The following is a 24,226-nucleotide window of genomic DNA, read 5'->3' on the forward strand; positions in this document are numbered from 1 at the left end:
AAAAATCTTATAATTTGCAGCCAAAAAGACCTGAAATATAGGTAAATTAATTTACTTTTATACAGCCTAAGCTACGTACGAAAATTTTTATTTTCATATATTTTTTTTGTCTGTAATACTATTTCACCGATTTTTCTCTGAAAAATCTCTATAGGCGGTAATTCTGTACAATAACGTGCAACGTGAATACCACTTGCTGACATTTCTAAAAGTTCTACTTGAGCATCTGATTTTTCGGAACAGAGAATAATACCTATCGGGGAATTTTCAGCTTCAAAACATTCATTCTTCTTTAGCCAATTTAAATATAACTCCATTTGACCTTTATATTCCGCTTTAAACTTGCCTGTTTTTAATTCAACTGCTACTAATCTTTTTAATTTTCTATTAAAAAACAGTAAATCTAAATAAAAATGTTCATTATCTATAGTCATACGCTTTTGCCTTGCTACAAAGGAAAAGCCAATGCCAAGTTCTAAAATAAATTGTTTGATTTGCTGCAATATTGCATTTTCCAAATCACTTTCATAATGTTCATCCGGAAGTTCTAAGGAATCAAGTATGTACGGGTCTTTAAGGATTAAATCAGGCTCTAACTGAGAATTCATTTTTAATAATGATAACACTTGTTCGTTGTTAGGTTTCTGCGATAACTTAGTTCTTTCATATAGCATTTTATCGATATTGCTACGCAACTTTCTAACACTCCAATTTTCTTGTATAGACATATAAGCATAAAAAACTCTTTGATTCTGTTCTTTTAAAGGCAATAACTCAACGATATGACTCCAACTTAATTGGTGCGACATTGTCGCACTAATTTGTTGATTCTGAAAAGATTGATAAAATTGGTTCATTCGTATCAATGCTGTACGAGAAAATCCTCGCCCATATAAAGATAAAAGATCTTTAGCTAACATCTTTATAACTTCCTGCCCATACTCAGCTCTAGTACTTTTAAGTATTTCTTCCTGAATTCTTTTGCCGATATTCCAATATAACATCGTCATTTCAGAATTAACTTTAATGGCAACTCATACTTTAGCATTATCAATAAGAACACTAATATCTTTTATTAAATCAGTAGTATTTGCTGTTATTTCATTCATAATGGATTTTCTATTAATATATTTTTTGCTACTTTTAGTATATTTTAAATAGATTTTCAATGCTAAAAGTAGTATTTTTGGCTTTTTTATTAATGGAATTACTAATCGTAGAATATACATTTCGATACAAAATAAATAAAATTTGCTTTTTTTTCTCAAGCTTATATTTTAATTGGTAAGTTTATAATATGGAAATTTATGTCAAATACAGATAAGGAAAGAGCCATTGCCGCAGCACTCGCACAAATCGAAAAAAGCTACGGTAAAGGTTCGGTAATGAAACTAGGGCAGCGTCCGAATGTTGATATAGAAGCCGTATCAACCGGCTCACTTGGGCTTGATATAGCTCTTGGAATTGGCGGTGTTCCTAAAGGTAGAATCATTGAAATTTTTGGTCCTGAAAGCTCAGGTAAAACCACTTTAACTCTACATTTAATTGCCGAAGCACAGAAAAAGGGCGGTACATGTGCCTTTATTGATGCCGAGCATGCCCTTGACCCTGCTTATGCTAAAAAATTAGGCGTAAATATTGATGAGCTTATTATTTCACAACCAGATACAGGTGAACAAGCTCTAGAAATTGCCGATACGTTAATTCGTTCCGGCGGTATTGATATTATAATAATAGATAGTGTTGCGGCTTTAGTACCAAAATCAGAGATTGAAGGCGAGATGGGTGACGCTCAAATGGCTTCTCAAGCAAGATTAATGAGCCAGGCACTACGTAAACTTACCGCATCAATTAATCGTACTAATTGTATTACTGTGTTTATCAACCAAATCAGAATGAAAATAGGCATGATCTTCGGCAGTCCTGAAACTACGACAGGCGGTAATGCTTTAAAATTCTATGCTTCTGTTAGGATCGATATAAGAAGAATAGGCTCCATTAAAGATAAAGAAGAAGTAATAGGTAGCCAAACTAAAGTGAAAGTAGTCAAAAATAAAGTATCTCCTCCGTTTAAAACTGCAGATTTCGATATAATGTACGGTTCAGGTATTTCAAAAGAAGGCGAGATAATAGATCTTGGAGTTAAGCTTGACCTCATTGAGAAATCCGGTTCATGGTTTTCCTATAATAATGTACGCATCGGACAAGGGCGTGAAAATGTCAAACAATATCTAAAAGAACATCCTCAAATTTCTAGTGAAATTGAAAAACTAATACGTGAAAAATCGTCAAAAATTATCAATATAAATCTTGATCAAACGGAGGAAGAAAATGATTGATTTAACCGGCAAAACCGCTCTAATTACCGGAGCCTCGGGAGGTATAGGCGGAGCTACAGCTAAATTATTTCATAAACTCGGAAGCCATGTAATTATTAGCGGTAGTAATGAGGAAAAATTAAAAGCTCTTGGAAGTGTTTTAAAAGATAATTATATAATAGAAATATGTAATCTTGCAGATAAAGAAGAGTGTAGCAATTTAATATCTAAAGCATCAAAGCTAGATATTTTAGTATGTAATGCCGGTATTACTAGCGATACGCTAGCAATTAGAATGAAAGATGAAGATTTTGACAAAGTTATTGATATTAATTTAAAAGCAAATTTTATTTTAAATCGTGAAGCAATAAAAAAAATGATGCCAAATAGATATGGACGTATTATTAACATATCTTCAATAGTAGGAGTTTCAGGTAACCCGGGGCAGGCTAATTATTGCGCTTCTAAAGCTGGTTTAATAGGTATGACTAAATCGCTTTCCTACGAAGTTGCAACCAGGGGCATCACGGTTAATGCAGTAGCCCCAGGATTTATTAAGTCGGATATGACGGATAAATTAAACGAAAAACAAAGAGAAATGATAGTGCAGAAAATCCCGCTAGGCACTTACGGTATGCCGGAAGACGTAGCAAACGCAATTGCATTTTTGGCAAGCGATCAAGCCTCTTATATTACGGGTCAAACTATCCATGTAAACGGGGGAATGTTAATGGTGTAAAATTTTGTGCTAGCATAAAATAATTTTTTGTGCTAGAAGTTCTGTTAAAAATAAAATGCTATGAATATTTTAAATAAATATTCATATAGCTAAATAATCGCTGTTTATACAGCGTATACACTTAAATGATTTATGGAGTTCAAAAATATGAGTACAACGGATAAGGTCGAAGAGAAGGTTATTGAAATTATTTCTAATAATCAGGGAAAGAAAGTTGAAGAAATAAGTATGGAGTCGAGGTTTGCGGAGGATTTAGGAGTAGATAGCTTGTCTACCGTAGAAATAATGATGGAAATAGAAAAGGAATTTGGTATTGATGTTCCTGATGAAGAAGCAACTAAAATAAAAAAAGTATCAGATGTTGTTAACTACATAAAAGAGCACAAACCTTAATCTATATAAATTAAATCCCTAATAGATAATTTAAAATGTCGAATAAAAGAGTAGTTATTACCGGTCTTGGGCTTGTTACCCCTGTTGGGCTTAATGTTAGCTCATCATGGGAAAATATTATAAGTGGTATAAGCGGTATAAAAACTATTACAGAATTTGATACTTCTAAACTTGCGTGTAAAATTGCCGGACTTATAGATAAAGATGAGTTTAAGCTTGAAAATTTCACGCAAGCAGAAGACGTTAATAAACTAAGTAAAATGGATAAGTTTATCCATTACGGAGTAGCAGCCGCAACCGAAGCAGTTGAAGATAGCGGCTGGTTACCCGAAGATGAAAAATCTCGTGATAGAACTGGTTTGATATTAGGCTCAGGAATTGGTGGCCTTAAAATGATCGAAGACACCTCTATAAAACTTTTTCAAGAACATAACGGTAAAGTTAGTCCTTTCTTTATTCCTGCTTCATTAATTAATCTTTTATCCGGTCTTGTTTCTATAAAATACGGCTTTAGCGGTCCAAATCAGGCGGCAGTAACGGCTTGTTCTACGGGCACTCACGCTATAGGCGATGCTATGCGTATGATAAAGCATGGCTATGCCGACGTTATGATCGCAGGCGGTGCAGAAGCTCCGGTTACACCTGTTGGAGTTGCAGGTTTCGTTGCTGCTAGAGCATTATGTACTAAATATAACGATAATCCTGAAAAAGCCTCAAGACCTTGGGACAAAGACCGCAGTGGCTTTGTGATGGGTGAAGGAGCAGGGGTTGTAGTTTTAGAGGAATATGAGCATGCTGTAAATCGCGGGGCTAAAATTTACGGTGAAGTTATAGGATACGGCTCTACAGGTGATGCGTACCATATGACAGCACCGCATCCTGAAGGTAGAGGAGCTTATAGAGCGATGAGAGATGCAATGCTAGATGCAGCTATCACTCCCAATATGATTGATTACATTAATGCACATGGCACTTCTACTAATCTCGGTGATGGAATAGAATTAGCAGCGGTACAAAAATTATTTTTAGAAGCGAATCCCCAAATTTTAATGTCTTCTACTAAATCATCAATAGGACATTTGCTTGGTGCGGCAGGAAGCGTTGAGTTTATCTTTTCAGCTCTTGCAATTCGAGATCAGATTGCACCGCCAACTTTAAATTTAGATAACCCTATGGATGAGGTTAAGATAGATTTAGTAAAATTAAAAGCTAGAGAAACTAAAATAGACTACGTGCTTTCCAACTCGTTTGGGTTTGGCGGTACTAATGCTAGCTTAGTCATTAGGAAGATTTGAGCTTACTCTTATTACCCCCGCAACAACTTCTCTTGAACGCAAAAATAACATATACCTCAAGTAAATGAAAGTAGGTAGACGAAGTTTAATTTGGAAAAGAGCAAGGAGTTTATAAGGCGAGGAGCGAGCGTACATTTAGTACGTGAGCACCGCAGAACTTATAAAACGACGTAACCAATTTTGCAAATTAAACGAGTATACCATTATGCCCCCAATTTATTACATTAAAGACGGTAATCTAAGCTTTGCAGATAAAGTAATCTTATCTGATTTAGAACTTTATTTATATAAAGGCGATAAGATTTGTCTTATAGGACGTAACGGCTGCGGAAAATCAAGCTTAATGAAAGTAATATCAGGGGATTATGAACTAGATAACGGCGAACTATTTCAAGATCCTGCAATTACAACCGGCTATTTAAGACAAGATATTTCTATAAAAACTAATCTAAGCGTTTACGATTTTATCTTACAACAAACAGATAGTACAAAAGAAATAGATAAATACCAAATCGATATAATTCTAGAAAAATTACAAATCAACGGAACAGATAACTTATCAACCTATTCAGGCGGTCAGCTTAGAAGAGCAAGCCTTGCTAAAGCTTTAATATTAGAGCCGGAAATATTATTACTTGATGAGCCTACCAATCATCTAGATATTGAAACGATTGAGTGGCTAGAAGAATTTGTTAAATCTTATAACGGTGCTATTATTTGCGTTAGTCATGATAGAACATTTCTCTCAAATGTTACTAATAAAATTTGGTGGCTTGATAGAGGGATTTTACGTAAATCCAATAAAGGATTTAAATTTTTTGATGAATGGCAAAATGTTATAATAGAGCAAGAAGAAGCAGCTCTTCGGAAATTAAATAAAAAACTATCTCAAGAGAATGAATGGTTAAATGCCGGTGTTACGGCTAGACGTAAGCGGAATCAAAAGAGACTTGCGGAGTTGAAAGCTTTAAGAGTAATAACAAGAGAACAGACTGAAAAACTAGCCCGTTCAAAACAAAGAGTTAGGGCAGAGCTTGCTGAAAATATAGCTAAAAGTAAATTCATTATTGAAGCAGATAATATTAGTTTCAGCTATAAAAATACTAAAATCATCGATAATTTCAGTTTTCGTGTAAAAAAAGGCGAAAAAATCGGCATAATTGGTGCAAATGGCTCAGGCAAATCTACTTTTATCAAATTACTGACAAAACAACTTACACCTGACTTAGGTAAAATTATATATGGCGGTAATTTAGATATTTCATATTTTGATCAACATAGAGAAAAACTAGAGCTTAATCATACATTACAACAAACTTTATGTCCTACAGGTGGTGATCAAGTATTTTTGCCAAACGGTAAAACCATACACGTTGCCGGTTATTTAAAACAATTCATGTTTAATCCTAAACTACTTAATGCAAAAACCGCTATTCTATCAGGCGGCGAAGCTAATAGATTATTACTTGCAAAAATTCTAATTAACCCTGGAAATCTGTTAATTTTAGATGAACCGACTAATGACCTCGATATGGATAGTTTGGAAATTTTACTAGATATACTTGCAGATTATTCAGGCACTTTAATAGTCGTGAGCCATGATCGTGACTTCTTAGATAGGTTAGTTACTAGAACTTTAGTCTTTGCTCAAGGTAAAATTCATGATTTAACAGGAGGTTACGAAGATTATAAACAATATTTTACTACGACTCCTATAGTCAAAAAACTTTCAAAACCCCTCCCCTTAATTCCTCAAAAAGAACCTATAAATAAAAAGCTATCTTATAAATATCAGCGTTTACTTGAAACATTGCCCAACGATATTGAAAAGCTAGAAATATCCATCAAACACTTAGAAAAAGAACTTGAAGATGTTAATCTATATTTAGATAATCCTACAAAATATAATCACATTACTAATCAATTAATTAATGATAAAAAGAAACTAGACGAGTTATTAAATCAATGGCTAGAAATACAAAATTAATTTTTGTTAAAATTTTCTTGACTTAATTATTAATTTTTGTTAACGTTTCTTGGCATTAATATTAAAGATGATTAGCATGTATGTCTGATATAACAGCTACATTAAAATATAAATTCGATAATTTAAAAGAGCATCTTAAAAATTCTTACTCCCGCTCTCAAATAGAAACAATTCTAGGAGAATTGAATAGTTTACAAAGCGAAGCAGCTTCATATGGCTTGAATTTTGATATATCCAATCTAAAAGAGAATGCTGAAACTAAGATCAAGAACTATGAAATAGAACAATCTATTGAGAAAGCTAGAGTTCAAGAAGAAGAATTTCTAAAATTACAAAGAGCAATAAAATTTGCTGAAGAAGAAAAAGAAATCGCACAAAGAATTGCAGCACTTAATAATTTTCATAATGAATTTATAAAAAATATTACTAAAGATACTAAAAGAATCGAAGAAAGTAATAAACGTTTAGATCAGATAATAAATAAACTGGAAAAAGAAAACATTATTGATCATGAAGAGTTAAATCGTGAAATCTTAACTCATGAAGAAATATTTAAACTAAATCAAACGCATAAAGTATTACATGAAAACCATAAAAAAATAACTGAAGAACACAAACAAGCACATACAGAATTAAATGAATTAAATACAGCAATAACGAATTTATCACAACAATTACAAGAAAAAGGCTTAGCACCGGAAAAAGTTAAAGAATTAAAAGAGGAATTAGAATTTCATCAAGAAATGCTAAAAATACGTAAGCCATATGTAGAAGAGATTGAAAATAGTAAAAAAATATTAGATCAAGAAGTTATTAAACGTGAAAAAGAACACAATATAAATAAAGATAAAATAAAGAAATTAGGAAGTGATATTAAAGAGCGTTATAAAAAAGAACCGGAAAAATATTTAGAGGCATATGAAAAATATGTAGCTCTAAAAAATCAGCATAAAGCAATTAAGACAGATGGAGTTGTAAAGGATATAGTGCATCATAATAAAGTACTAAATAAAATTAATGTGGATAAAACTAAATCTTTAGCCAATAAAATTAGAGAACAAACTCAGATAAAAGATAGTAATATTGGGAGTTTATCTCCTTCTTGTACTCCTAATATTAATGCTATAAATAATAAAACGAGAGGAATTTAACTAAATAATAATATTATGTCTAAATTTAAAAATTTAACCCCTGAACAAAGAAAATTAGCCTTACAAGCTGCAAAAATGCAAACTGCACAAAAACAGCAACAAAATAATGAAATATTTAAAGAAGCTATGCAAGCGAGTAGTCAAATCCACCAATATAATCAAGATTTAGGTAACTGTGTGGATAATGCTTCCAAAGATACAGAACTTGCCGGCAAAGGTGCTAAAAAAGGCGGATGTGAAATAACGTAACATTCTAAGATGTAGAAGTCAAGTTTTAAATCTTCTAAGGATATTTGCATTGATTTTGTAATACTCAGTGTATTTATATATTTAATTTCAAAACCTAAACGTTTACCATTTTTAAAAATTAAAAGAGCTATTTCTGCTCCGTTATGAGGTGACCAAAAATAGCATTCCTCAGCCTCAGCTTTATAGTATCTAATTATTAGATACTATAAATTTGTTCTAAAGCAAACCCCTCCCATGATGCACTGATTTTAGGATTAGTATTTAATGCTTCATAACTATGTAACCCTAATAAAGTGTGATATATTCCGCTATCTCTAAAAAAAATTTTAGGAGTTTTAACCTGTCTTTTCTTAAGATTTTCATACCAAGGCTGCAAAACACGGATCATAAAAGTTCCTTCTAAAATATCTAAATAATGCTTTGCGGTATGATATGAGATAGATAAAGAATTTCCAAGTTCTGAAGCATTAAATATATTAGCATGATAATGGCAAAGCATTAACCAAAACCTACGTAACTGCATAGACGGTAAAGCCTAAATTCGGTATATCTCTTTCTAAAAATGTTTTAATATAATTTTGACGCCATAAAGTACTTAACTCTTCATCATCTGCAAGATATGATAAAGGAAATCCACCACGTACCCATAATTTTTGAGTGTCTGACACTTCAGATAAGGTAAACGGTGTCATTTCAATATAGCCTATCCTACCGGCCAGCGTTTCAGAATAATTGTTTAGAAAGGGTAGTTTTTCCGCACTGTCTTGGTCCTAACAAAGCACAAACTTTATGAGTTTTAAAATGTTTTATTATTGATGAAAGAAATTGTTTTCTAAGCATTTAAACTAGTACCATGAAAATTAGAAGTTAAGCTTCTAATTTTCAGTATAAAAAAAATTGATAAAGTCAAAAAGCTTTTTCTCGTTCTGCAACTATAATCTCATGTATTTTTTTAAGCGTCTGGTCGAAATCATCGTTAGTAATTACATAATCATACTCATTAGCATGTGACATTTCGTTTTGTGCTGACTGCATACGTAATTTTATTGCTTCTTCATTATCGGTCGCTCTATTTCTTAAGCGTTGCTCCAGTATTTCAATACTAGGAGGCAATATAAATATAGCAACAACATTAGTAGCATTTTTCTTAATGCTCTTTGCTCCTTGCCAATCAATATCAAACAAAACATCCAAGCCTTGATTTAATAACATTTCGACATATTCTTTAGGCGTACCGTAATAATTATCGTATATTTTAGCATATTCAAGAAATTTATTCTGCTTAACTAATTCTTCAAATTCTAGCTTGGTCTTAAAGTAATAGTTTATGCCCTCTACTTCTCCTAAACGTGGTTTTCTTGTAGTTGCCGAAATAGATAAACGCAAATTATTATCTATTTTCAATAATGCTTTAGCTAAACTTGACTTACCCGTACCTGAAGGGGAAGATAAAATTATAATCAGTCCTTTATTTTTTATTGTCATATTTTATGTTTTATTTCGTAGGTAGAGCATATTTCAGAAATATTCAGACAAGATGAATTTAAATACAAGCCTGCGAAAGCAGTAGATAAACTACGTAAATACAGGTGAGTCATGCAAAATTCACTTGCATCAAGCTTTATGAATTATGCTGTACTTTTCTTTTTATTACCTCATCCATAGTACAATTAAAGTACTTTGCTATTTTTAAGATTGTATCTATTTCAGGATTGAATTCACGATTAGCTTCCGCTCTCATAATTCTACTAACAGTCGTATAAGGGATATTAGTGACTTCGGCAAGATATTTACGATCTATCTTTTCTTGTTTTAATTTTTCTTCTAAAAATTCTTTCACTTTAGTCGCAAGTGCCATATTAATAACCTCTGAATAAATAAAGGATAGATATATACAAAGTTTGTCTAGTATTACCAGCCTTGTTACATGGGTCGAAAAGCCTACTCAATGTCATCCCCGCATAGGCGGAGCTTTGTTGCATGGCTCAAAAAACGCCCTCGACGTCATACCGTAGCTTGTCCACGGGATCCAGAAAAATAACTAAAAATATCAATAATATTGATATTTTTAACTGGATCCCGTGAATAAATCACGGGATGACAGGAGGAAATCGGGCCATGCAACAACACAGGTATTACCAAACATTTTTTATAATTATAGGTAATTTATAAGACCTTATAATTACCAAATCAAACCTGATATTATAATTTCTATATTTAGAATTGCTACTTAAAAACATTTCAGTAGCCCTAGTAATTCTTCTTTGCTGATTGAAAGATACAAATCTATCATCAATTTTAGATCTTCTTGCTTTGACTTCAATAAAAACAATTTCTTTATTACGTAACGCAATAATATCTATTTCACCGACATAATAACGTTTTCTATGATGTAGTATTTGATAAAATTTTAATTTATAGATTATTATACAAATATATTCGGCAATAATACCAAAATAGCCCTTTTTCATTATTCCTTAGGTAACAATACTTGCACAAATTCCGTTTTAGATAGATCAGCTGCTACATTTACCATAACATCATGTTCCGTAACTTTAGACACATAACCCACTAAAATACCTGCAGGATAAATATTACCGTGTCCGGAGGTTACTATCTCCTCATCTTTTTGTACTAAATGATTGTTAGGCAAGTATAAAATTTTACTATTATTATTATTACCCGCTAAAATACCTTGTTCTCTTGAAGAATTAGCTTTAATAGGTATTCTAGAATTAACATCGCTAATTAACATTACTTTAGCATAATTATTACTCACTTCTATTACTTTTCCTATTAATTTTCCTGAATTAACAACGATTTGATCAGGTTCAATGCCTTGCTTTTTACCTGCCGAAATCAAAGCGGTTCTAGAAAAGGGATTAAAGGAAACACTAAGTAATTTAGTAGTAATGTGTTCAAATTCTTCTTCCTCAGCAATCGTTAACAAATCTTTTAATGCAATATTTTCGGCTCTTACCGATTCTACCTCACTTTGCAAATGCTGTAATCTTGCTATCTCAAGTTTAAGTTCTATATTTTTTTGTTCTAAATCTTGAAAATAAACAAATTTTTGTGTTATTGAATTTATATATTCAAATATATCTTCATAAACTGCTAAACCGGTTGATACTATACTACCGGTTACCTCAAGTGATATACTAGATATTTTTTTAGGCGTAGTAAAAAATAAATATACAGACAATCCAAGCCCAAATATAACAAAAAAACGCTTAAGAGTATTTGATATTATTCTTATTAATTCTAATGAATTTGAAGAATTTTTTACTCTATTTGCAAGTATTGCCATTTTTAATCCTGTTTAAATAGTACATGTTTTAGCTTTGTAAAATCTTCAAGTACTTTTCCTGTTCCAAGTGCCACGCAAGAGAGGGCGTCATCTGCAACTATTACCGGCAATTTAGTGGCTTCACTAAGGACAAAGTCAAGATTTCGTAATAATGAGCCGCCGCCTGTTAAAACAATTCCCTTATCAACTATATCCGAAGATAACTCAGGAGGCGTTGCTTCTAGTGCTACTTTTACCGCTTCAACAATTTGACTTACCGGTTCAATTAGACTATCAGCAATTTGTCTTTCGTTCAATATCATTTCTTTAGGAATACCGTAAATTAAATCACGTCCTTTAATTTCCATTTTTCTCGGTTCAGCGTTTTCATCTACATAAGCCGTACCTATTTCTTGCTTTATCTTTTCAGCAGTAGCCTCACCTATCAATAGGTTATAGTGCCTTCTTATATATGAGATAATAGCTTCATCCATCTTATCACCGCCGACTCTTACCGACCTTGCATATACTATGCCCCCTAGTGATAAAACTGCAACTTCCGTAGTGCCTCCTCCAATATCAACAATCATCGAACCGGTCGCTTCCGTTACGGGTAGCCCTGCTCCGATCGCTGCCGCCATAGGTTCTTCAATTAAATAGACATCCCTACCTCCTGCACTTTCTGCTGCTTCTTGAATAGCACGACGCTCAACCGGCGTAGAACCGGAAGGTACACAAATAACAATTGTCGGACCAAAAAAAGAGCGACGATTATGCACCATTCTAATAAAATACTTTATCATTTCCTCTGCACCCTTAAAATCGGCAATAACACCGTCTTTTAAAGGTCTTTTTGCTTCAATATCCGTAGGAGTACGCCCAAGCATCATTTTTGCTTCATGACCATAAGCATAAGGCACAAAAGCACCGTCTTTTTTTATTAACGCAATAACAGAAGGTTCCCTTAGAACAATTCCACGACTTTTTTGATAGACAATAGTATTTGCCGTACCAAGATCTATGGCCATACCGGAAGAAAACCCTTCCAAAAATTTCATTATCATTTTATTTTTTCTCTCTAAATTCTAAAAACGCTTCTATGGAACTGTTAATAAAATAGACAGTCCCATAGTAAATAAAAATTTAATTATAGACGAAGTTTAATTTGGAAAAGAGCAAGAAGCCTCAGAATTTTTGACCGCAGCGTAGGATACTACGTGAGGATCAAAAATGAGAAGCGACGCAGCCAATTTTTCAAATTAAATGAGTATATATTAAATTTCCTTATAATATAAAATAATAAAGTTACTAATAAAAAATATTAGCATACTAGGCAATAAAATAGCAGCAATTAAAGACAAATTATTATAAGTAAGTATTTTTAATAATATTTCTGATAACGAATATGCTATAAAACCTGAAAATAAACCTAATATCAGTATTTTTTCTTGGGAATTATCACGCTGTTTAAGACTAATAAAACAACTTGCTAAAATTACGGTTGCAATCATCATTATAGGCTTAAATAATTGCTTGTAATAATAAATTTGATAATTAATAGCCGGTAAACCTGAATTTAATAATTCATTAATTAATTTAGGTAAAGCCCAAATAGAAACCATTTCAGGACGAATAAATTTATTTACTAAACTATTAATTGATAAATTTGTCTGTATAGTTAAATTGTTATAAGTCTTAGTTTCCTCTTTTGTAAAAACCTTAACTCTATTTAAATGTAACATTTTATTTTCAATAATACCGTATAAGGCATCAATTCTCTTTAAAAAAGAATTATTACTATCAACAAATAAAATTGTAATATTATTTAATTTTTTCTCAGCAATATTAATAAATTGTGTTTGGATAATTTGATTTTCATCATTTAAAGATTCAAAAAATAATAAACCTGATTTAGATATTATCCCCTCACTCAAGGTTTTTTTAGTTAGTTTTGCCTCTAATAACTCATATTTTTGTAAGCCTATAGTACCGATAGGATTCAATATAGTCGTAAAAACTATACCTAAAATTAAAGTTACAATACATGGAATAACAAGCACTTGCCAAATATGAATACCGCTAGATAACATAGCCGTTAATTCATTATTTTTTGTTAGATTTCTAAGAAAAAATAACATAGAGGTAAAACTAATTAACGAAGATACTTGACCTAGTAAATAAGGAATCTTATATAAAATAAGTCTCCAAAAAAAACTAAAAGGAACATAAATATTTTTGAATTTTTGCAAAAGATCAAAAATATTTGAGATGATTAATAACCCAATTAAAAGAAATAATATAATAAAGAAACACTTAGAATATAATTTAGTAAGATACCAAGAAAGTGTTTTTAGATTAATCATTATAAATTCAGTGCTAATACGAATTTAAATAAGAATTTGTGTGGTGGGGCTGGTAGGACTTGAACCTACGACCACACCGTTATGAGCGGCGTGCTCTAACCAACTGAGCTACAGCCCCTTTTCATTTGAAGTTTATATAATTATTATGCCGTTAAGTCTAGTAAAATTTTTATATTTTTGAGGTATTGTCTAAAAAACAGGGCAATGTGGATCAGTTTTTTCGTCATTGCGAGCGACTAAAGGCATTGTTGCATGGATTGAAAAACCTATTTTATGTCATTCCTGCGGAAGCAGGAATCCAAAAAAGTATCAATACAACAAGTTTTTAAAATTAAAAGCTCGATTTATCTCGCTTTATGCTGGATTCCTGCTTCCGCAGGAATGACATAACAGGTTATAAATAAAAAAGGTCGAGCTCATCACTCGACCTTTTAAATTACTAAATAATAAATTTAGTAATTAATTTTAGTGATGTACAACTGTTACAGCTCTACGATTATAAGCAAAAGCTTCTTCAGTATTACCCATCATAGCAGGTCTCTCTTTACCATAAGAAATTGTATTTAATCTATTATGATCGATCCCTTTATGAGCTAAGAATTTTTTCGCTGCCATTGCTCTTCTTTCACCTAAACCTAAGTTATATTCTCTGGTACCTCTTTCATCGCAATGTCCTTCAACAGTAGCTTTTACTTCAGGGTGCTTTGATAACCAGCAAGCTTGTCTCTCTAGTTCTTCTTTAGCCTTTGGTGATAAAGCAGAGCTATCAAAAGCAAACCATACTGCATTTCCTGCATGCTTCTCGAAATCTTTCATTAATGAGGTTTCTTCACCTTGGTTCATATTACCGTCAAATTGCGGTGTTCTTTTTGTTGTATTACACCCTGCAAGCACAAATAATGCAAGAAAAGCTAATGTAATTTTTGTTTTCATAATTAAACTCCTTGAGATTATAATTTATTAATATTGAATTCATTTTAGCTAGTTATAAAACTAAACTAACCAAAAGCTATGTGAGTTAGTATATATCATTATTTTATTAGTTTAAAGGCTAAAATATTATAAAATGCAATTACTTCTGTATAAATGTGGTAAAAATATCATTTTTTTACCATCTAATTAATGCACTGCCCCAAGTAAGACCTGCACCGATAGCCGAGAATAGTAGAATATCGCCCTTTTTTATTTTACCTGATGCTTTAAGAGTACTCAAAGCAAGCGGAATAGAAGCCGCAGAGCAGTTAGCATGCTTTTCTACGGTTTTCACTACTTTATGCTCTTCTATATTTAATAGTTCAGCAAGTTTATTTATAATACGGAGATTTGCTTGATGAGGTATGAAATAATCAATATCGCTTACACTGAATTGATTAGCATGTAGTAAATCTTCTATAGATTGTTGCATTTTTTCTATTGCATGACGAAATAATTTTTGCCCCTGCATAACTATCTTGCCACTAATACCATTCATACTTACACCACCGTTCGTGTATAATATTTCATAATCAGCCCCACTTGAGAAGATATTACTATCTATTAAACCGGAATCATCACTACTACGCTGCAATATTACGCTACCACCACCATCACCGAATAAAACGCAAGTAGTCCTATCATTCCAGTCTAATAATGACGTCATTTTCTCAGCTCCTATAAGCAAAATAGTTTTATATTTACCTGATGAGATAAGAGAATTCGCTACTTGTAAACCATAAACAAAGCCGGCACACACTGCTTGTAAATCAAAAGACGGTATATTAGTTAAACAAAGATAACCTTGAAGCTTAGAGGCGACTGAAGGGAAGCTATTATCCGGAGTAGTAGTACATGTAATAATTAAATCAATATCATTTGCCGACACCTTCGCATCTGCTATAGCTTTTTCAGCTGATTTTAAAGCAAGATGGGAAGTATATTCTGTATCACCTGCTATATGACGCTGCGTAATACCCGTTCTTGTTCTAATCCATTCATCGTTAGTATCTACAAATTTTGCAAGCTCGTCATTACTAACTATTTTTGAAGGAAGATACCCACCGCAACCAATAATTTTACAGGTCATAAATTTTAGGTACTTAAGCTACTTCTTCTTCAGTTTCAATTTTCTTTGTTACTACTTGACGATTATTATAAGTACCGTCGACTAAAGAAACGTGATGCGGAAGTTTATATTCACCGGTTTGCGAGTCAACTATTACGTTAACTTTGCCAAGTGCTAAGTGCGAACGTCTCATATTACGTCTTGATTTTGATGTTTTCTTCTTTGGAACTGCCATTATTAGCCTCTCTAAATATAAATTAAAAAGTATTTGTCAAATTAGTGAAGCACTATATTATAATCTTGTAATAAAATCTAGATAAAATTAAACTTATGAAAATTTTTATAACATACATTTTTAGTATATTAGCCTTTTTTTCCCTAAGCGGCTGCAAAACTATCGAAAATAGAGGGCAGTCCATCGATGATTCAGCACTTGTAAAATTAGAATCTAAAAAACTAAATAAAACAGAAGTCATAGAGTTAATAGGTACATCTACTATGGTACCGGAATATTCCCAAAATACCTGGTATTATGTTGAAAGAGTTATGTCTCAAAGAGCTTGGCTCAATCCAAAAATTGAAAAGCAGAAGATAGTAAAAATTACGTTTGATGCTAATAATTTTATGCAGGAAGTAGTAGTAATAGATGATTCTCATAGACAAGATATAGAAACAGTCCGTGAATATACTAGGACATATGGAACGGAACTTAACGGACTACAAAAATTTGTTAAAAATTTAGGTAGATTCAATAAAACTACTGACGGAAATAAAAACAAAAGCAAGAATAAGAAGAAGAGATAAATACCTAAGTGTCATTGTGGTGGATCAAAAATCGTCATTGCGAGGAGCGGAGCGACGCGGCAATCTCATGAAATAAACTCCTGGGATTGCGTGCGTACAATTACTTACGTAATTTCCTTGCAATGACGGCTTTGGTGTTCACTCAAGAACAACACCAACACCCATAAAACAAAAACTATCTAATATGATTTCAATATTTAGTAAATTAAAACAAAGTTTATCTAAAACTTCTAATAAAATATCGGAAGGTATCGACAAAATATTTTACAAGAAAAAATTAGATACAGAAACTCTAGAAGAGCTTGAAGAACTACTTATTGCAAGTGATATGAGCGTTTCGGTAGTAACTAATATTATTGAAGAGTTTAAAAAGGTAAAATTTGACAAAGAAATAGATAGTGATACAGTAAAAGAAGCCCTAGCTGAATTAATAGAGCAGCAGTTATCAAAATCAGAAATTCCTTTTACACTAAACGAAAATAAATTAAACATAATTTTAGTTTGCGGTGTTAACGGAGCAGGTAAAACCACCACTATAGGTAAGCTTGCTGCAATGTACTCAGCACAAGGGAAAAAAGTAGCGGTTGCAGCCTGTGATACTTTTAGAGCGGCTGCCGTGAATCAGCTAAGCACTTGGGTATATAGAGCAAATGCACTACTTATTACCGGTGAAGAATCGGCTGACCCTGCGAGTGTTGCTTACCGTGCTATGGAAGAGTCGATAAAACAAAATATCGATATACTTTTTATCGATACAGCAGGCAGGCTTCATAATAAGAAAAATTTGATGGATGAACTGTCTAAGATTGTAAAGGTTATAAAAAAACTAGACGAGAATGCTCCTACTCATAGCGTTTTAGTAATTGATGCTATTACAGGACAAAATACTTATAACCAAGTAGAACATTTTAATGATGCTACTAATTTGACGGGGCTTATCGTGACTAAATTAGACGGTAGTGCTAAAGCCGGAGTGCTTGTCGGAGTGGTACAGAAATTTAATCTACCCGTATATTTTATCGGTATAGGCGAGAAGATAGAGGACTTAAAAATATTCGATCGACATGATTTTTCTAAAAGTCTAGTGGGGTTGTGAGGTTTTGTTAAATCATTGCCCGCATAGATCGAAAAACCTACTCGATGTCATTCCCGCGAAAGCGGGAATCCAGAAAAAAAGTATAAATACAGCAAATTTTTGAAATTAAAAGCTCGATTTATCTCGCTTTATGCTGGATTCCCGCCTACGCGGGAATGACATAAAATGAGCGATGCAATAACACTAACGTTCACTCACAATGACGATAGAATTAAAAATAAAATCACGAGATGACTCAAAAAAATACCTTATTGCTTATAGACGGATATGGATTTGTTTTCAGAGCCTATTATGCACAACAGCCTTTAACTTCACCGAAAGGCGAGCCTGTCGGTGCTCTTTACGGCTTCGCTTCAATGCTACTAAAATTGCTGAGCGACTTTAAGCCTAAACATGTCGCTGTAGTATTTGACAGCGGCGAGAAAAATTTCCGCCATCATATTTATCCTGAATATAAAGCTAATCGTCCGCCTCCACCTGAGGATTTAGTCGTACAATTACCTTTAGTTCGTGATGTTGCTAGTAACTTAAATTTTCCTATTCTAGAGAAAAACGGTTATGAAGCCGATGACATTATTGCAACCTTTGCCGCTAAAACAGCTGCACTCGGCGAAGATGTAGTTGTCATCTCTTCCGATAAAGATTTATTGCAGTTAATGGGTGAAAACATCAAAATATATGATCCGTTAAAAGGAAAATATATTACGGAAGATGATGTGGTTAAAAAGTTCGCCACTACTTCTGATAAATTACGTGAAGTGATGGCTTTAATCGGCGATAGATCGGATAATATTCCGGGTGTGCCGTCTATTGGACCAAAAACGGCAAGTAATCTTATAACGCAATTTGGTTCTGTAGAAAATATATTTAACTCTTTAGACCAAGTTTCAAGCCTAAAACAACGTGAAACTTTAAAAAATTCTAAAGAAGCGGCGTTAATTTCATGGCAATTAATCGGGCTTGATTCTAATGTTGATTTAGATTTTCAGCTGAGTAATTTAGAATGGTTACCTCCAAATAGCGATAAATTAACAGGATTTTTACAGGAATACGGTTTTAAATCTTTATATAAAAGAGCAGAAAATTTATTTGATATTAAAATTAATGACCATAAAGAGATAGTAGACAATAAAGTAACCGAAGCAAAAGAAATCAGTAACGCTAGTGAGCTCGCAGATTTTGCTAAAACAGCTGAGAAAATAGGAATATTCGGGATATATTTACTACAGCATAAAGGGGATAATCTTGCCTTTATTTTATCATTGCAAAACCAAAGCTATATTATTAAAATTTCTAACACTTCCCATGATCTATTTTCCTATAATACTAAAAATAATAACGACTGGTTTTCGGATATAATCTTCAATTTACTAACCGATAAATCTATAAAAAAAATTACCTACTCTCTAAAGCCTCTACTTAAATTCTATGCAGAACAATCTCATGAAATTACGGCTATAGAGGATTTAGAACTAATGCAATATGCGTTATCTGCCGGTTTATCACAGAAAAATTTATTTGAAGAGGCTTTAAAAGAGGATAATAGGATCACTGAATCGGCAAGAATAGTCGCCGATTTTACTTCACTTTATAAACAAAATATACTGGAGCTTAAAGATAATAAAGCCTTTAGACTTTACAGCGATATTGATTTACCTATTTGTTTTATTTTAGATAAAATGGAAAAAATTGGGATTAAAGTAGACGCAAATTATCTAAATCAGTTATCCGCTGAATTTGGAGCAGAAATTCTAAAACTTGAAGAAGAAATTTTTGCTCTTAGCGGAACTAAATTTAATATCGGTTCACCAAAACAACTAGGTGAGATTTTATTTGAAAAAATGCAGTTACCTTTCGGTAAAGCTTCGGCTAAAGCAAGCTCTTACTCAACAGGAGCGGAAATATTAGAAAAGCTTAGCGAGCATGGATATAATATTGCCGACTTGTTATTAAGATGGCGGCAACTTACAAAATTAAAGAATACCTACACCGATAGTTTACCGAAACAGATAGATAATATAACACATAGAGTACATACGACATTTTTACAAACTTCTACCACTACAGGAAGACTTAGCTCACAAGAACCTAATTTGCAAAATGTACCTATTCGCTCTAGTGAGGGGAATAAAATCAGACAAGCTTTTATCGCTGAAGAAGGCTATAAATTAATATCTGCCGATTATTCCCAAATTGAGCTTAGAATATTAAGCCATATCGCAAATATAGATGCACTAAAACAAGCATTTATCAATAAAGACGATATCCATACTCAAACTGCTTGTCAAATCTTTAACTTGCAAAAACATGAACTAACTAGCGAACATAGACGTAAAGCAAAAGCCATAAATTTCGGTATCATTTACGGTATAAGTGCTTTTGGGCTTGCTAAGCAATTAAATGTTAGTAACAGCGAAGCATCCGAATATATCAAGAAATATTTTGCCGAATATAAAGGAGTACAAGAATATATGGAGCAAACAAAAGCTTTTGCAAGTAGCAACGGCTATGTCATAAATTTCTTTGGCAGAAAATGTTTTGTACCTCTAATTCATGATAAAAAGCTTAAACAATTTGCAGAACGTGCAGCTATTAATGCTCCTATTCAAGGAACTAATGCCGATATCATTAAAATTGCAATGATTAATCTAGATCAAGAAATAGAAAAAAATAAGCTTAAAACAAGATTAGTGCTGCAAATTCATGATGAATTACTATTTGAAGTGCCGGAGGATGAAGTAGAACTCGTAACGCCTATTATCAAAAAAATCATGGAAAACTCTACTAAGATGGATGTACCGATTATAACCGAAGTAAGAGCAGGTAATAACTGGATGGAGATTCATTGAATATATTCGTTTAATTTGAAAAATTGGCGTCGTTGTTTCATATTTTTTAATCCTCACGTACTAGTATGTACGCTGCGGTCAAAAAATATGAAATGCCTTGCTCTTTTCCAAATTAAACTTCGTCTATATGGCATTGCTTAAGTAACGGAAGATAATAATAAAAAACTCGATGTCATTCCCGCAAAAGCGGGAATCCATTACCTTAAAACTTTTTAAAAGCTCGATTTATCTCGCTTTATAGTGGGTTCCTGCTTTCGCAGGAATGACATCAAAATCGGCTAGTAAAACTAAAATTATAAAAAAAAGATTAATAACACCAGTTTAAGATAAGATTTTAACAAATCTTATCCTAATACTGATAAAATAAGTAAAAATGATAGTTTAAGACGGCTTTGCACTATCATTTTAAATCATTATCCTACTAAATATATTTAGTAGTAATTTATTTTCATAATCAAGACGAAGAACCGCTTCGAGTCTTGATTATACAACTTTTTTACCGAATTTAGGATAAGTTCTTATCCTAAATTCGCATTTTAAACGGTATAGTTAAAAAAGCTTTAAATGAATTTATAAAAATATAAGTTTGGAAAGTTTTTAAAAAGGAATGTAATGTATGAAAAATTTTATATTCACATCTGAGTCAGTTTCTGAAGGGCATCCGGACAAAATTGCCGATCAAATTTCAGATACGGTACTTGATGAAATTCTGAAGCACGATCCTAAGGGGCGTGTTGCCTGCGAAACCTTTGTAACAACAGGCCTAGTTTTGGTCGGCGGCGAAATTACTACCAGCACCTATGTGGATATTGAACAAATAGTACGGAGTAAAATACAAGAAATTGGTTATAATAATCCAAATTATGGATTTGACGGTAGCTGTTGTGCCGTAATTTCATCTATAATTAAACAATCGCCCGATATAGCTATGGGGGTTGACAATGCAAATGACGATGAAATAGGAGCAGGAGATCAAGGTATGGTTTTTGGGTATGCTTGCACTGAAACAGAAAGTTTAATGCCTGCACCGATTTATTATGCTCATCTTTTAATGAAAAGACAAGCATATTTACGTAAACAAAATATACTTTCTTGGCTTAGACCTGATGCAAAATCTCAAGTCACGCTACGATACGAAAATAACAAACCGGTTGCCGTTGATGCAGTAGTTTTGTCAACTCAGCATCATCCAGAAATACAGCAAAAAGACCTTATTGAAGCAGTAATGGAAGAAATTATTAAACCTACCTTACCAAACAATTTACTTCATAAAGACACTAAATACCTAATTAACCCGACAGGTAGGTTTGTTATAGGTGGCCCTGTTGCAGATTGCGGTTTAACCGGTAGGAAAATTATCGTGGATAGCTATGGAGGAATGGCAAGACACGGTGGCGGCTGCTTTTCAGGAAAAGACCCAACCAAAATAGATAGGTCAGCTGCTTACATGGCCCGCTATATTGCTAAGAATATAGTAGGAGCAGGACTAGCTGATCGATGTGAGATACAAATATCTTACGCAATAGGTGTTGCTGCTCCCGTATCTATTTACGCTGAAACTTTCGGTACTAGCAAATTAAGCAACGAACAAATTACTAAGCTCATAATACAGCATTTTGATATGCGTCCCGGCAGGATTATTAAACATCTTAAGCTTCGCACTCCATGTTATCAAAAAACGGCTGCTTACGGTCATTTCGGTCGAGAAGACGAAAATTTTGCATGGGAGCAACTAGATAAAATAGATATATTGAGAGAGTAATTATAGGGCTTAGAAAGAACTATCTTGATATTTATTTATCCTTAATATAGGATTATTTTCGCATCCGCTTATTCAACTAACTAGTTAGAAAGTATGACTGAGAATATAAATAGTGATATAAAGTTCGGCAACTTGGAAAACTCTGAAAACGAGCTTATAAATACTGCTCTAAAAGAGAATAACCAAAATAAGCTGAGAGAGCATTATGAAAATATCACTCAAGCCTTAAATAATATACGGGAATATGAGTATGAAGCGAAAGCAACTCAGTACCACGAAATGCTTGACGATGCCCGTACCTATGATAAATCCACAAAAGATTATAATTTAGGCTCAGCTCATTTTATAACGGCTAGCGGTTATAAAGCCTTACTTGGAGCTTATAAGGCTTTAAATCCTGACGAAAATACAGATAAAAAATTAGACCATTTTATGAATGGCTTAGATGAGATTTATAAGAAATCCTTTTCAGCACGTAATTTAACTAGCTCAAATAAATTACCACAATTACCACCCGCAGAACAGTTAAAAAAATTTTTAGAAACAACTACAGATGAAATATACGATAAACTGCAAAAAACCGGAGAAGCATATTTATCATATTCTAATGCTCCTACTAATAACGGATTACATGCAAATGTTATAAAATATTCTAAAGAAAACGGAAAAAATTATCGTATTATATATAATGCCGGTGCTGGAGTAAGAGCAGATAATTCAAAGCTAAATCAAACATCAAGAGATCAATTATCTAAAATAAATGAAACAATAGAAGCAAGAAGTAAAGCAAAATTCAGCTCCATTAAGTATGAACTCAAAAATCAAACAGATAAAGAAATAAAAGATAGTATATTTTCTATATTATTTATAAATGAATTAGAAGCAATAAAAGCTCATAATAACGAGATTAACAGGTTCAAATCGGAGCAGCTTATTAACCCAACAGCTGATTCAAGAAGAACAGTTACCGGACAAACTTTAGGGAATTGTAGCAGCAGGTCAATAAGAGAAGCTTTAAGAGACAGTACCGGATTCAGAATTTCGTGAAATATATGATTTTATTACACAAAATCAAGTATCTCAAATAATATCAAACTTAGAAAGCAAACAAAAAAATTTAGCAAATACCTTAAATATACCTTTAACAAAAGAACCAAGTATCTCAAATACAACTCATCAAAATCAATTCCAAAAAGATATTGCCAATTCAGCTACTAATAATTTTGATGCTTTTTTTTATAATGAAGGGCATACACCAAGCACGAAAGAAAAGTTATTTAATAAAGTTGCTGAAGAATCCAATTTAAAGTATATCAAGATTGATCTAGTAGATTTTTTATCTACCGTGCTTCCCTATAAGGACACTGATTTACCTATTACCGAAGATCTTTTAAAGCCTGTCATAAACCATATCCAAACTTGTTTTGAAGAACGCGAAATAGCTCCCTCAAAAACAGTTTTAGAAAATTATAGATTATATAAATCTAACAAAGAACAAATCATTAACGAGCTATCAGAAAAATGCTTAAATGATAAAGATGTAAATATACTTATCAAAGCACAAATACAAGCAAAAATAGGAAACCGCCCTTCTATAGATATTTTCCGGCAAATGAAACAAAGTAATACTAACCCTAAACCGCTAGAGCTATCGGAAGAACATAAGAAATTGGATGATGTCATAAAAGATATGGCACAAAAATACAAAATGACCATACCGGAAGCAAAAGCATCTGAAGAAATCACTCAAGTAGTTAAAGATTACAGTGAAAATAAATTTAATGAAGAAATAACACCTATCAAAGCTCAAAAATTAGTAGATGAATTTACGCAAGCAACGCTAGATATTTTTGAAGAGAATAAATTAATAGACTCACCTATAATTGAAAC

The 24,226-nt window shown here is 32.6% G+C and carries 22 protein-coding genes, 1 tRNA gene and 3 pseudogenes; 13 read left to right on the forward strand and 13 right to left on the reverse strand.

The genetic code is table 11. From position 1 onward, the window contains the following. Window positions 1-71: 71 nt before the first annotated feature. Together ACE38Q_RS05260 and ACE38Q_RS05265 are read right to left on the reverse strand one after the other, a co-directional pair. The gene (locus ACE38Q_RS05260) at window positions 72-1,010 is read right to left on the reverse strand and encodes a PDDEXK nuclease domain-containing protein (protein ID WP_500190355.1); all 939 of its coding nucleotides are present in this window, start codon (window positions 1,008-1,010) and stop codon (window positions 72-74) included. Window positions 1,011-1,034: 24 nt separating this feature from the next. Next, window positions 1,035-1,169 carry a hypothetical protein gene (locus tag ACE38Q_RS05265; protein WP_500190356.1) on the reverse strand — a complete coding sequence of 45 codons (135 nt, stop codon included), beginning with the start codon at window positions 1,167-1,169 and terminating at the stop codon, window positions 1,035-1,037. 138 nt (window positions 1,170-1,307) lie between these two features. Here ACE38Q_RS05265 and recA point away from each other — a divergent pair, with 138 nt between their 5' ends. The 7 genes from recA (at window position 1,308) to ACE38Q_RS05300 (ending at window position 8,132) form a co-directional block, all read left to right on the forward strand. Next, window positions 1,308-2,339 carry a recombinase RecA gene (recA, locus tag ACE38Q_RS05270; protein WP_500190357.1) on the forward strand — a complete coding sequence of 344 codons (1,032 nt, stop codon included), beginning with the start codon at window positions 1,308-1,310 and terminating at the stop codon, window positions 2,337-2,339. Further along, complete coding sequence (gene fabG / locus ACE38Q_RS05275) at window positions 2,332-3,057, forward strand: 3-oxoacyl-ACP reductase FabG (RefSeq protein ID WP_500190358.1); 726 nt, start codon at window positions 2,332-2,334, stop codon at window positions 3,055-3,057. The genes recA and fabG overlap by 8 nt, the downstream gene beginning before the upstream one ends. A gap of 132 nt (window positions 3,058-3,189) precedes the next feature. Next, on the forward strand, window positions 3,190-3,450 hold the full coding sequence (acpP, locus tag ACE38Q_RS05280; RefSeq protein WP_500190359.1) for an acyl carrier protein: 261 nt from the start codon (window positions 3,190-3,192) through the stop codon (window positions 3,448-3,450). A 35-nt stretch (window positions 3,451-3,485) separates the two neighbouring features. After that, window positions 3,486-4,745 carry a beta-ketoacyl-ACP synthase II gene (gene fabF / locus ACE38Q_RS05285; protein WP_500190360.1) on the forward strand — a complete coding sequence of 420 codons (1,260 nt, stop codon included), beginning with the start codon at window positions 3,486-3,488 and terminating at the stop codon, window positions 4,743-4,745. A 205-nt stretch (window positions 4,746-4,950) separates the two neighbouring features. Further along, on the forward strand, window positions 4,951-6,732 hold the full coding sequence (locus ACE38Q_RS05290) for an ABC-F family ATP-binding cassette domain-containing protein (RefSeq protein WP_500190361.1): 1,782 nt from the start codon (window positions 4,951-4,953) through the stop codon (window positions 6,730-6,732). An 80-nt stretch (window positions 6,733-6,812) separates the two neighbouring features. Further along, complete coding sequence (gene roaM / locus ACE38Q_RS05295) at window positions 6,813-7,883, forward strand: actin-based motility regulator RoaM (protein ID WP_500190362.1); 1,071 nt, start codon at window positions 6,813-6,815, stop codon at window positions 7,881-7,883. Window positions 7,884-7,898: 15 nt separating this feature from the next. Next, a complete protein-coding gene (locus tag ACE38Q_RS05300) occupies window positions 7,899-8,132 on the forward strand; it encodes a hypothetical protein (RefSeq protein ID WP_500190363.1) in 234 nt (77 codons plus the stop codon). A gap of 17 nt (window positions 8,133-8,149) precedes the next feature. Here ACE38Q_RS05300 and ACE38Q_RS05305 read toward each other — a convergent pair. From ACE38Q_RS05305 to rpmF, 11 genes and pseudogenes are all read right to left on the reverse strand, one after another. Continuing rightward, window positions 8,150-8,972, reverse strand: a pseudogene (locus ACE38Q_RS05305) (ATP-binding protein); the annotation flags it as partial. Window positions 8,973-9,038: 66 nt separating this feature from the next. Continuing rightward, on the reverse strand, window positions 9,039-9,617 hold the full coding sequence (gmk, locus tag ACE38Q_RS05310; protein ID WP_011271530.1) for a guanylate kinase: 579 nt from the start codon (window positions 9,615-9,617) through the stop codon (window positions 9,039-9,041). 136 nt (window positions 9,618-9,753) lie between these two features. Next, window positions 9,754-9,990 carry a helix-turn-helix domain-containing protein gene (locus tag ACE38Q_RS05315; protein ID WP_500190364.1) on the reverse strand — a complete coding sequence of 79 codons (237 nt, stop codon included), beginning with the start codon at window positions 9,988-9,990 and terminating at the stop codon, window positions 9,754-9,756. 277 nt (window positions 9,991-10,267) lie between these two features. Continuing rightward, complete coding sequence (locus ACE38Q_RS05320) at window positions 10,268-10,603, reverse strand: YraN family protein (RefSeq protein WP_500190365.1); 336 nt, start codon at window positions 10,601-10,603, stop codon at window positions 10,268-10,270. Further along, window positions 10,603-11,442: a rod shape-determining protein MreC gene (gene mreC, locus ACE38Q_RS05325; RefSeq protein ID WP_500190366.1), complete on the reverse strand. Its 840-nt coding sequence runs from the start codon at window positions 11,440-11,442 to the stop codon at window positions 10,603-10,605. The genes ACE38Q_RS05320 and mreC overlap by 1 nt, the downstream gene beginning before the upstream one ends. A 2-nt stretch (window positions 11,443-11,444) precedes the next feature. Continuing rightward, window positions 11,445-12,485: a rod shape-determining protein gene (locus tag ACE38Q_RS05330; RefSeq protein WP_040256378.1), complete on the reverse strand. Its 1,041-nt coding sequence runs from the start codon at window positions 12,483-12,485 to the stop codon at window positions 11,445-11,447. A gap of 210 nt (window positions 12,486-12,695) precedes the next feature. Next, complete coding sequence (locus ACE38Q_RS05335; RefSeq protein ID WP_500190367.1) at window positions 12,696-13,784, reverse strand: LptF/LptG family permease; 1,089 nt, start codon at window positions 13,782-13,784, stop codon at window positions 12,696-12,698. 41 nt (window positions 13,785-13,825) lie between these two features. Next, window positions 13,826-13,902, reverse strand: a tRNA-Ile gene (locus tag ACE38Q_RS05340). A 347-nt stretch (window positions 13,903-14,249) separates the two neighbouring features. Next, window positions 14,250-14,717 (reverse strand): peptidoglycan-associated lipoprotein Pal, encoded by a 468-nt coding sequence (gene pal / locus ACE38Q_RS05345; protein ID WP_041079325.1) that lies wholly within the window; start codon window positions 14,715-14,717, stop codon window positions 14,250-14,252. Window positions 14,718-14,892: 175 nt separating this feature from the next. Then, on the reverse strand, window positions 14,893-15,846 hold the full coding sequence (locus ACE38Q_RS05350) for a beta-ketoacyl-ACP synthase III (RefSeq protein WP_500190368.1): 954 nt from the start codon (window positions 15,844-15,846) through the stop codon (window positions 14,893-14,895). A gap of 13 nt (window positions 15,847-15,859) precedes the next feature. After that, complete coding sequence (rpmF, locus tag ACE38Q_RS05355) at window positions 15,860-16,060, reverse strand: 50S ribosomal protein L32 (RefSeq protein WP_008579275.1); 201 nt, start codon at window positions 16,058-16,060, stop codon at window positions 15,860-15,862. A 95-nt stretch (window positions 16,061-16,155) separates the two neighbouring features. Here rpmF and ACE38Q_RS05360 point away from each other — a divergent pair, with 95 nt between their 5' ends. The 6 genes and pseudogenes from ACE38Q_RS05360 to ACE38Q_RS05385 all read left to right on the forward strand — a co-directional run bounded on the left by ACE38Q_RS05360 (window position 16,156) and on the right by ACE38Q_RS05385 (window position 23,042). Continuing rightward, window positions 16,156-16,629 (forward strand): outer membrane protein assembly factor BamE, encoded by a 474-nt coding sequence (locus ACE38Q_RS05360; RefSeq protein WP_500190369.1) that lies wholly within the window; start codon window positions 16,156-16,158, stop codon window positions 16,627-16,629. Between the two features lie 184 nt (window positions 16,630-16,813). After that, window positions 16,814-17,725: a signal recognition particle-docking protein FtsY gene (gene ftsY, locus ACE38Q_RS05365; RefSeq protein ID WP_500190370.1), complete on the forward strand. Its 912-nt coding sequence runs from the start codon at window positions 16,814-16,816 to the stop codon at window positions 17,723-17,725. Window positions 17,726-17,955: 230 nt separating this feature from the next. Next, the gene (gene polA / locus ACE38Q_RS05370; RefSeq protein WP_500190371.1) at window positions 17,956-20,574 is read left to right on the forward strand and encodes a DNA polymerase I; all 2,619 of its coding nucleotides are present in this window, start codon (window positions 17,956-17,958) and stop codon (window positions 20,572-20,574) included. A 616-nt stretch (window positions 20,575-21,190) separates the two neighbouring features. After that, complete coding sequence (gene metK, locus ACE38Q_RS05375) at window positions 21,191-22,336, forward strand: methionine adenosyltransferase (protein ID WP_500190372.1); 1,146 nt, start codon at window positions 21,191-21,193, stop codon at window positions 22,334-22,336. Window positions 22,337-22,429: 93 nt separating this feature from the next. Continuing rightward, window positions 22,430-22,693: pseudogene (locus ACE38Q_RS05380) on the forward strand (hypothetical protein); the annotation flags it as partial. A 75-nt stretch (window positions 22,694-22,768) separates the two neighbouring features. Then, window positions 22,769-23,042 (forward strand): annotated as a pseudogene (locus ACE38Q_RS05385) (hypothetical protein). Window positions 23,043-24,226 lie beyond the last annotated feature (1,184 nt).

Origin of the sequence: Rickettsia endosymbiont of Thecocarcelia acutangulata (assembly GCF_964263195.1) — a bacterium.
Classification (GTDB): Bacteria; Pseudomonadota; Alphaproteobacteria; order Rickettsiales; family Rickettsiaceae; genus Rickettsia; species Rickettsia felis.

Coding starts and splice junctions, on each gene's coding strand:
- ACE38Q_RS05260 (WP_500190355.1), bottom strand. CDS start 1,010: ATGACGATGTTATATTGGAATATCGGCAAAAGAATTCAGGAAGAAATA.
- recA (WP_500190357.1), top strand. CDS start 1,308: ATGTCAAATACAGATAAGGAAAGAGCCATTGCCGCAGCACTCGCACAA.
- fabG (WP_500190358.1), top strand. CDS start 2,332: ATGATTGATTTAACCGGCAAAACCGCTCTAATTACCGGAGCCTCGGGA.
- acpP (WP_500190359.1), top strand. CDS start 3,190: ATGGAGTTCAAAAATATGAGTACAACGGATAAGGTCGAAGAGAAGGTT.
- fabF (WP_500190360.1), top strand. CDS start 3,486: ATGTCGAATAAAAGAGTAGTTATTACCGGTCTTGGGCTTGTTACCCCT.
- ACE38Q_RS05290 (WP_500190361.1), top strand. CDS start 4,951: ATGCCCCCAATTTATTACATTAAAGACGGTAATCTAAGCTTTGCAGAT.
- roaM (WP_500190362.1), top strand. CDS start 6,813: ATGTCTGATATAACAGCTACATTAAAATATAAATTCGATAATTTAAAA.
- ACE38Q_RS05300 (WP_500190363.1), top strand. CDS start 7,899: ATGTCTAAATTTAAAAATTTAACCCCTGAACAAAGAAAATTAGCCTTA.
- gmk (WP_011271530.1), bottom strand. CDS start 9,617: ATGACAATAAAAAATAAAGGACTGATTATAATTTTATCTTCCCCTTCA.
- ACE38Q_RS05315 (WP_500190364.1), bottom strand. CDS start 9,990: ATGGCACTTGCGACTAAAGTGAAAGAATTTTTAGAAGAAAAATTAAAA.
- ACE38Q_RS05320 (WP_500190365.1), bottom strand. CDS start 10,603: ATGAAAAAGGGCTATTTTGGTATTATTGCCGAATATATTTGTATAATA.
- mreC (WP_500190366.1), bottom strand. CDS start 11,442: ATGGCAATACTTGCAAATAGAGTAAAAAATTCTTCAAATTCATTAGAA.
- ACE38Q_RS05330 (WP_040256378.1), bottom strand. CDS start 12,485: ATGATAATGAAATTTTTGGAAGGGTTTTCTTCCGGTATGGCCATAGAT.
- ACE38Q_RS05335 (WP_500190367.1), bottom strand. CDS start 13,784: ATGATTAATCTAAAAACACTTTCTTGGTATCTTACTAAATTATATTCT.
- pal (WP_041079325.1), bottom strand. CDS start 14,717: ATGAAAACAAAAATTACATTAGCTTTTCTTGCATTATTTGTGCTTGCA.
- ACE38Q_RS05350 (WP_500190368.1), bottom strand. CDS start 15,846: ATGACCTGTAAAATTATTGGTTGCGGTGGGTATCTTCCTTCAAAAATA.
- rpmF (WP_008579275.1), bottom strand. CDS start 16,060: ATGGCAGTTCCAAAGAAGAAAACATCAAAATCAAGACGTAATATGAGA.
- ACE38Q_RS05360 (WP_500190369.1), top strand. CDS start 16,156: ATGAAAATTTTTATAACATACATTTTTAGTATATTAGCCTTTTTTTCC.
- ftsY (WP_500190370.1), top strand. CDS start 16,814: ATGATTTCAATATTTAGTAAATTAAAACAAAGTTTATCTAAAACTTCT.
- polA (WP_500190371.1), top strand. CDS start 17,956: ATGACTCAAAAAAATACCTTATTGCTTATAGACGGATATGGATTTGTT.
- metK (WP_500190372.1), top strand. CDS start 21,191: ATGAAAAATTTTATATTCACATCTGAGTCAGTTTCTGAAGGGCATCCG.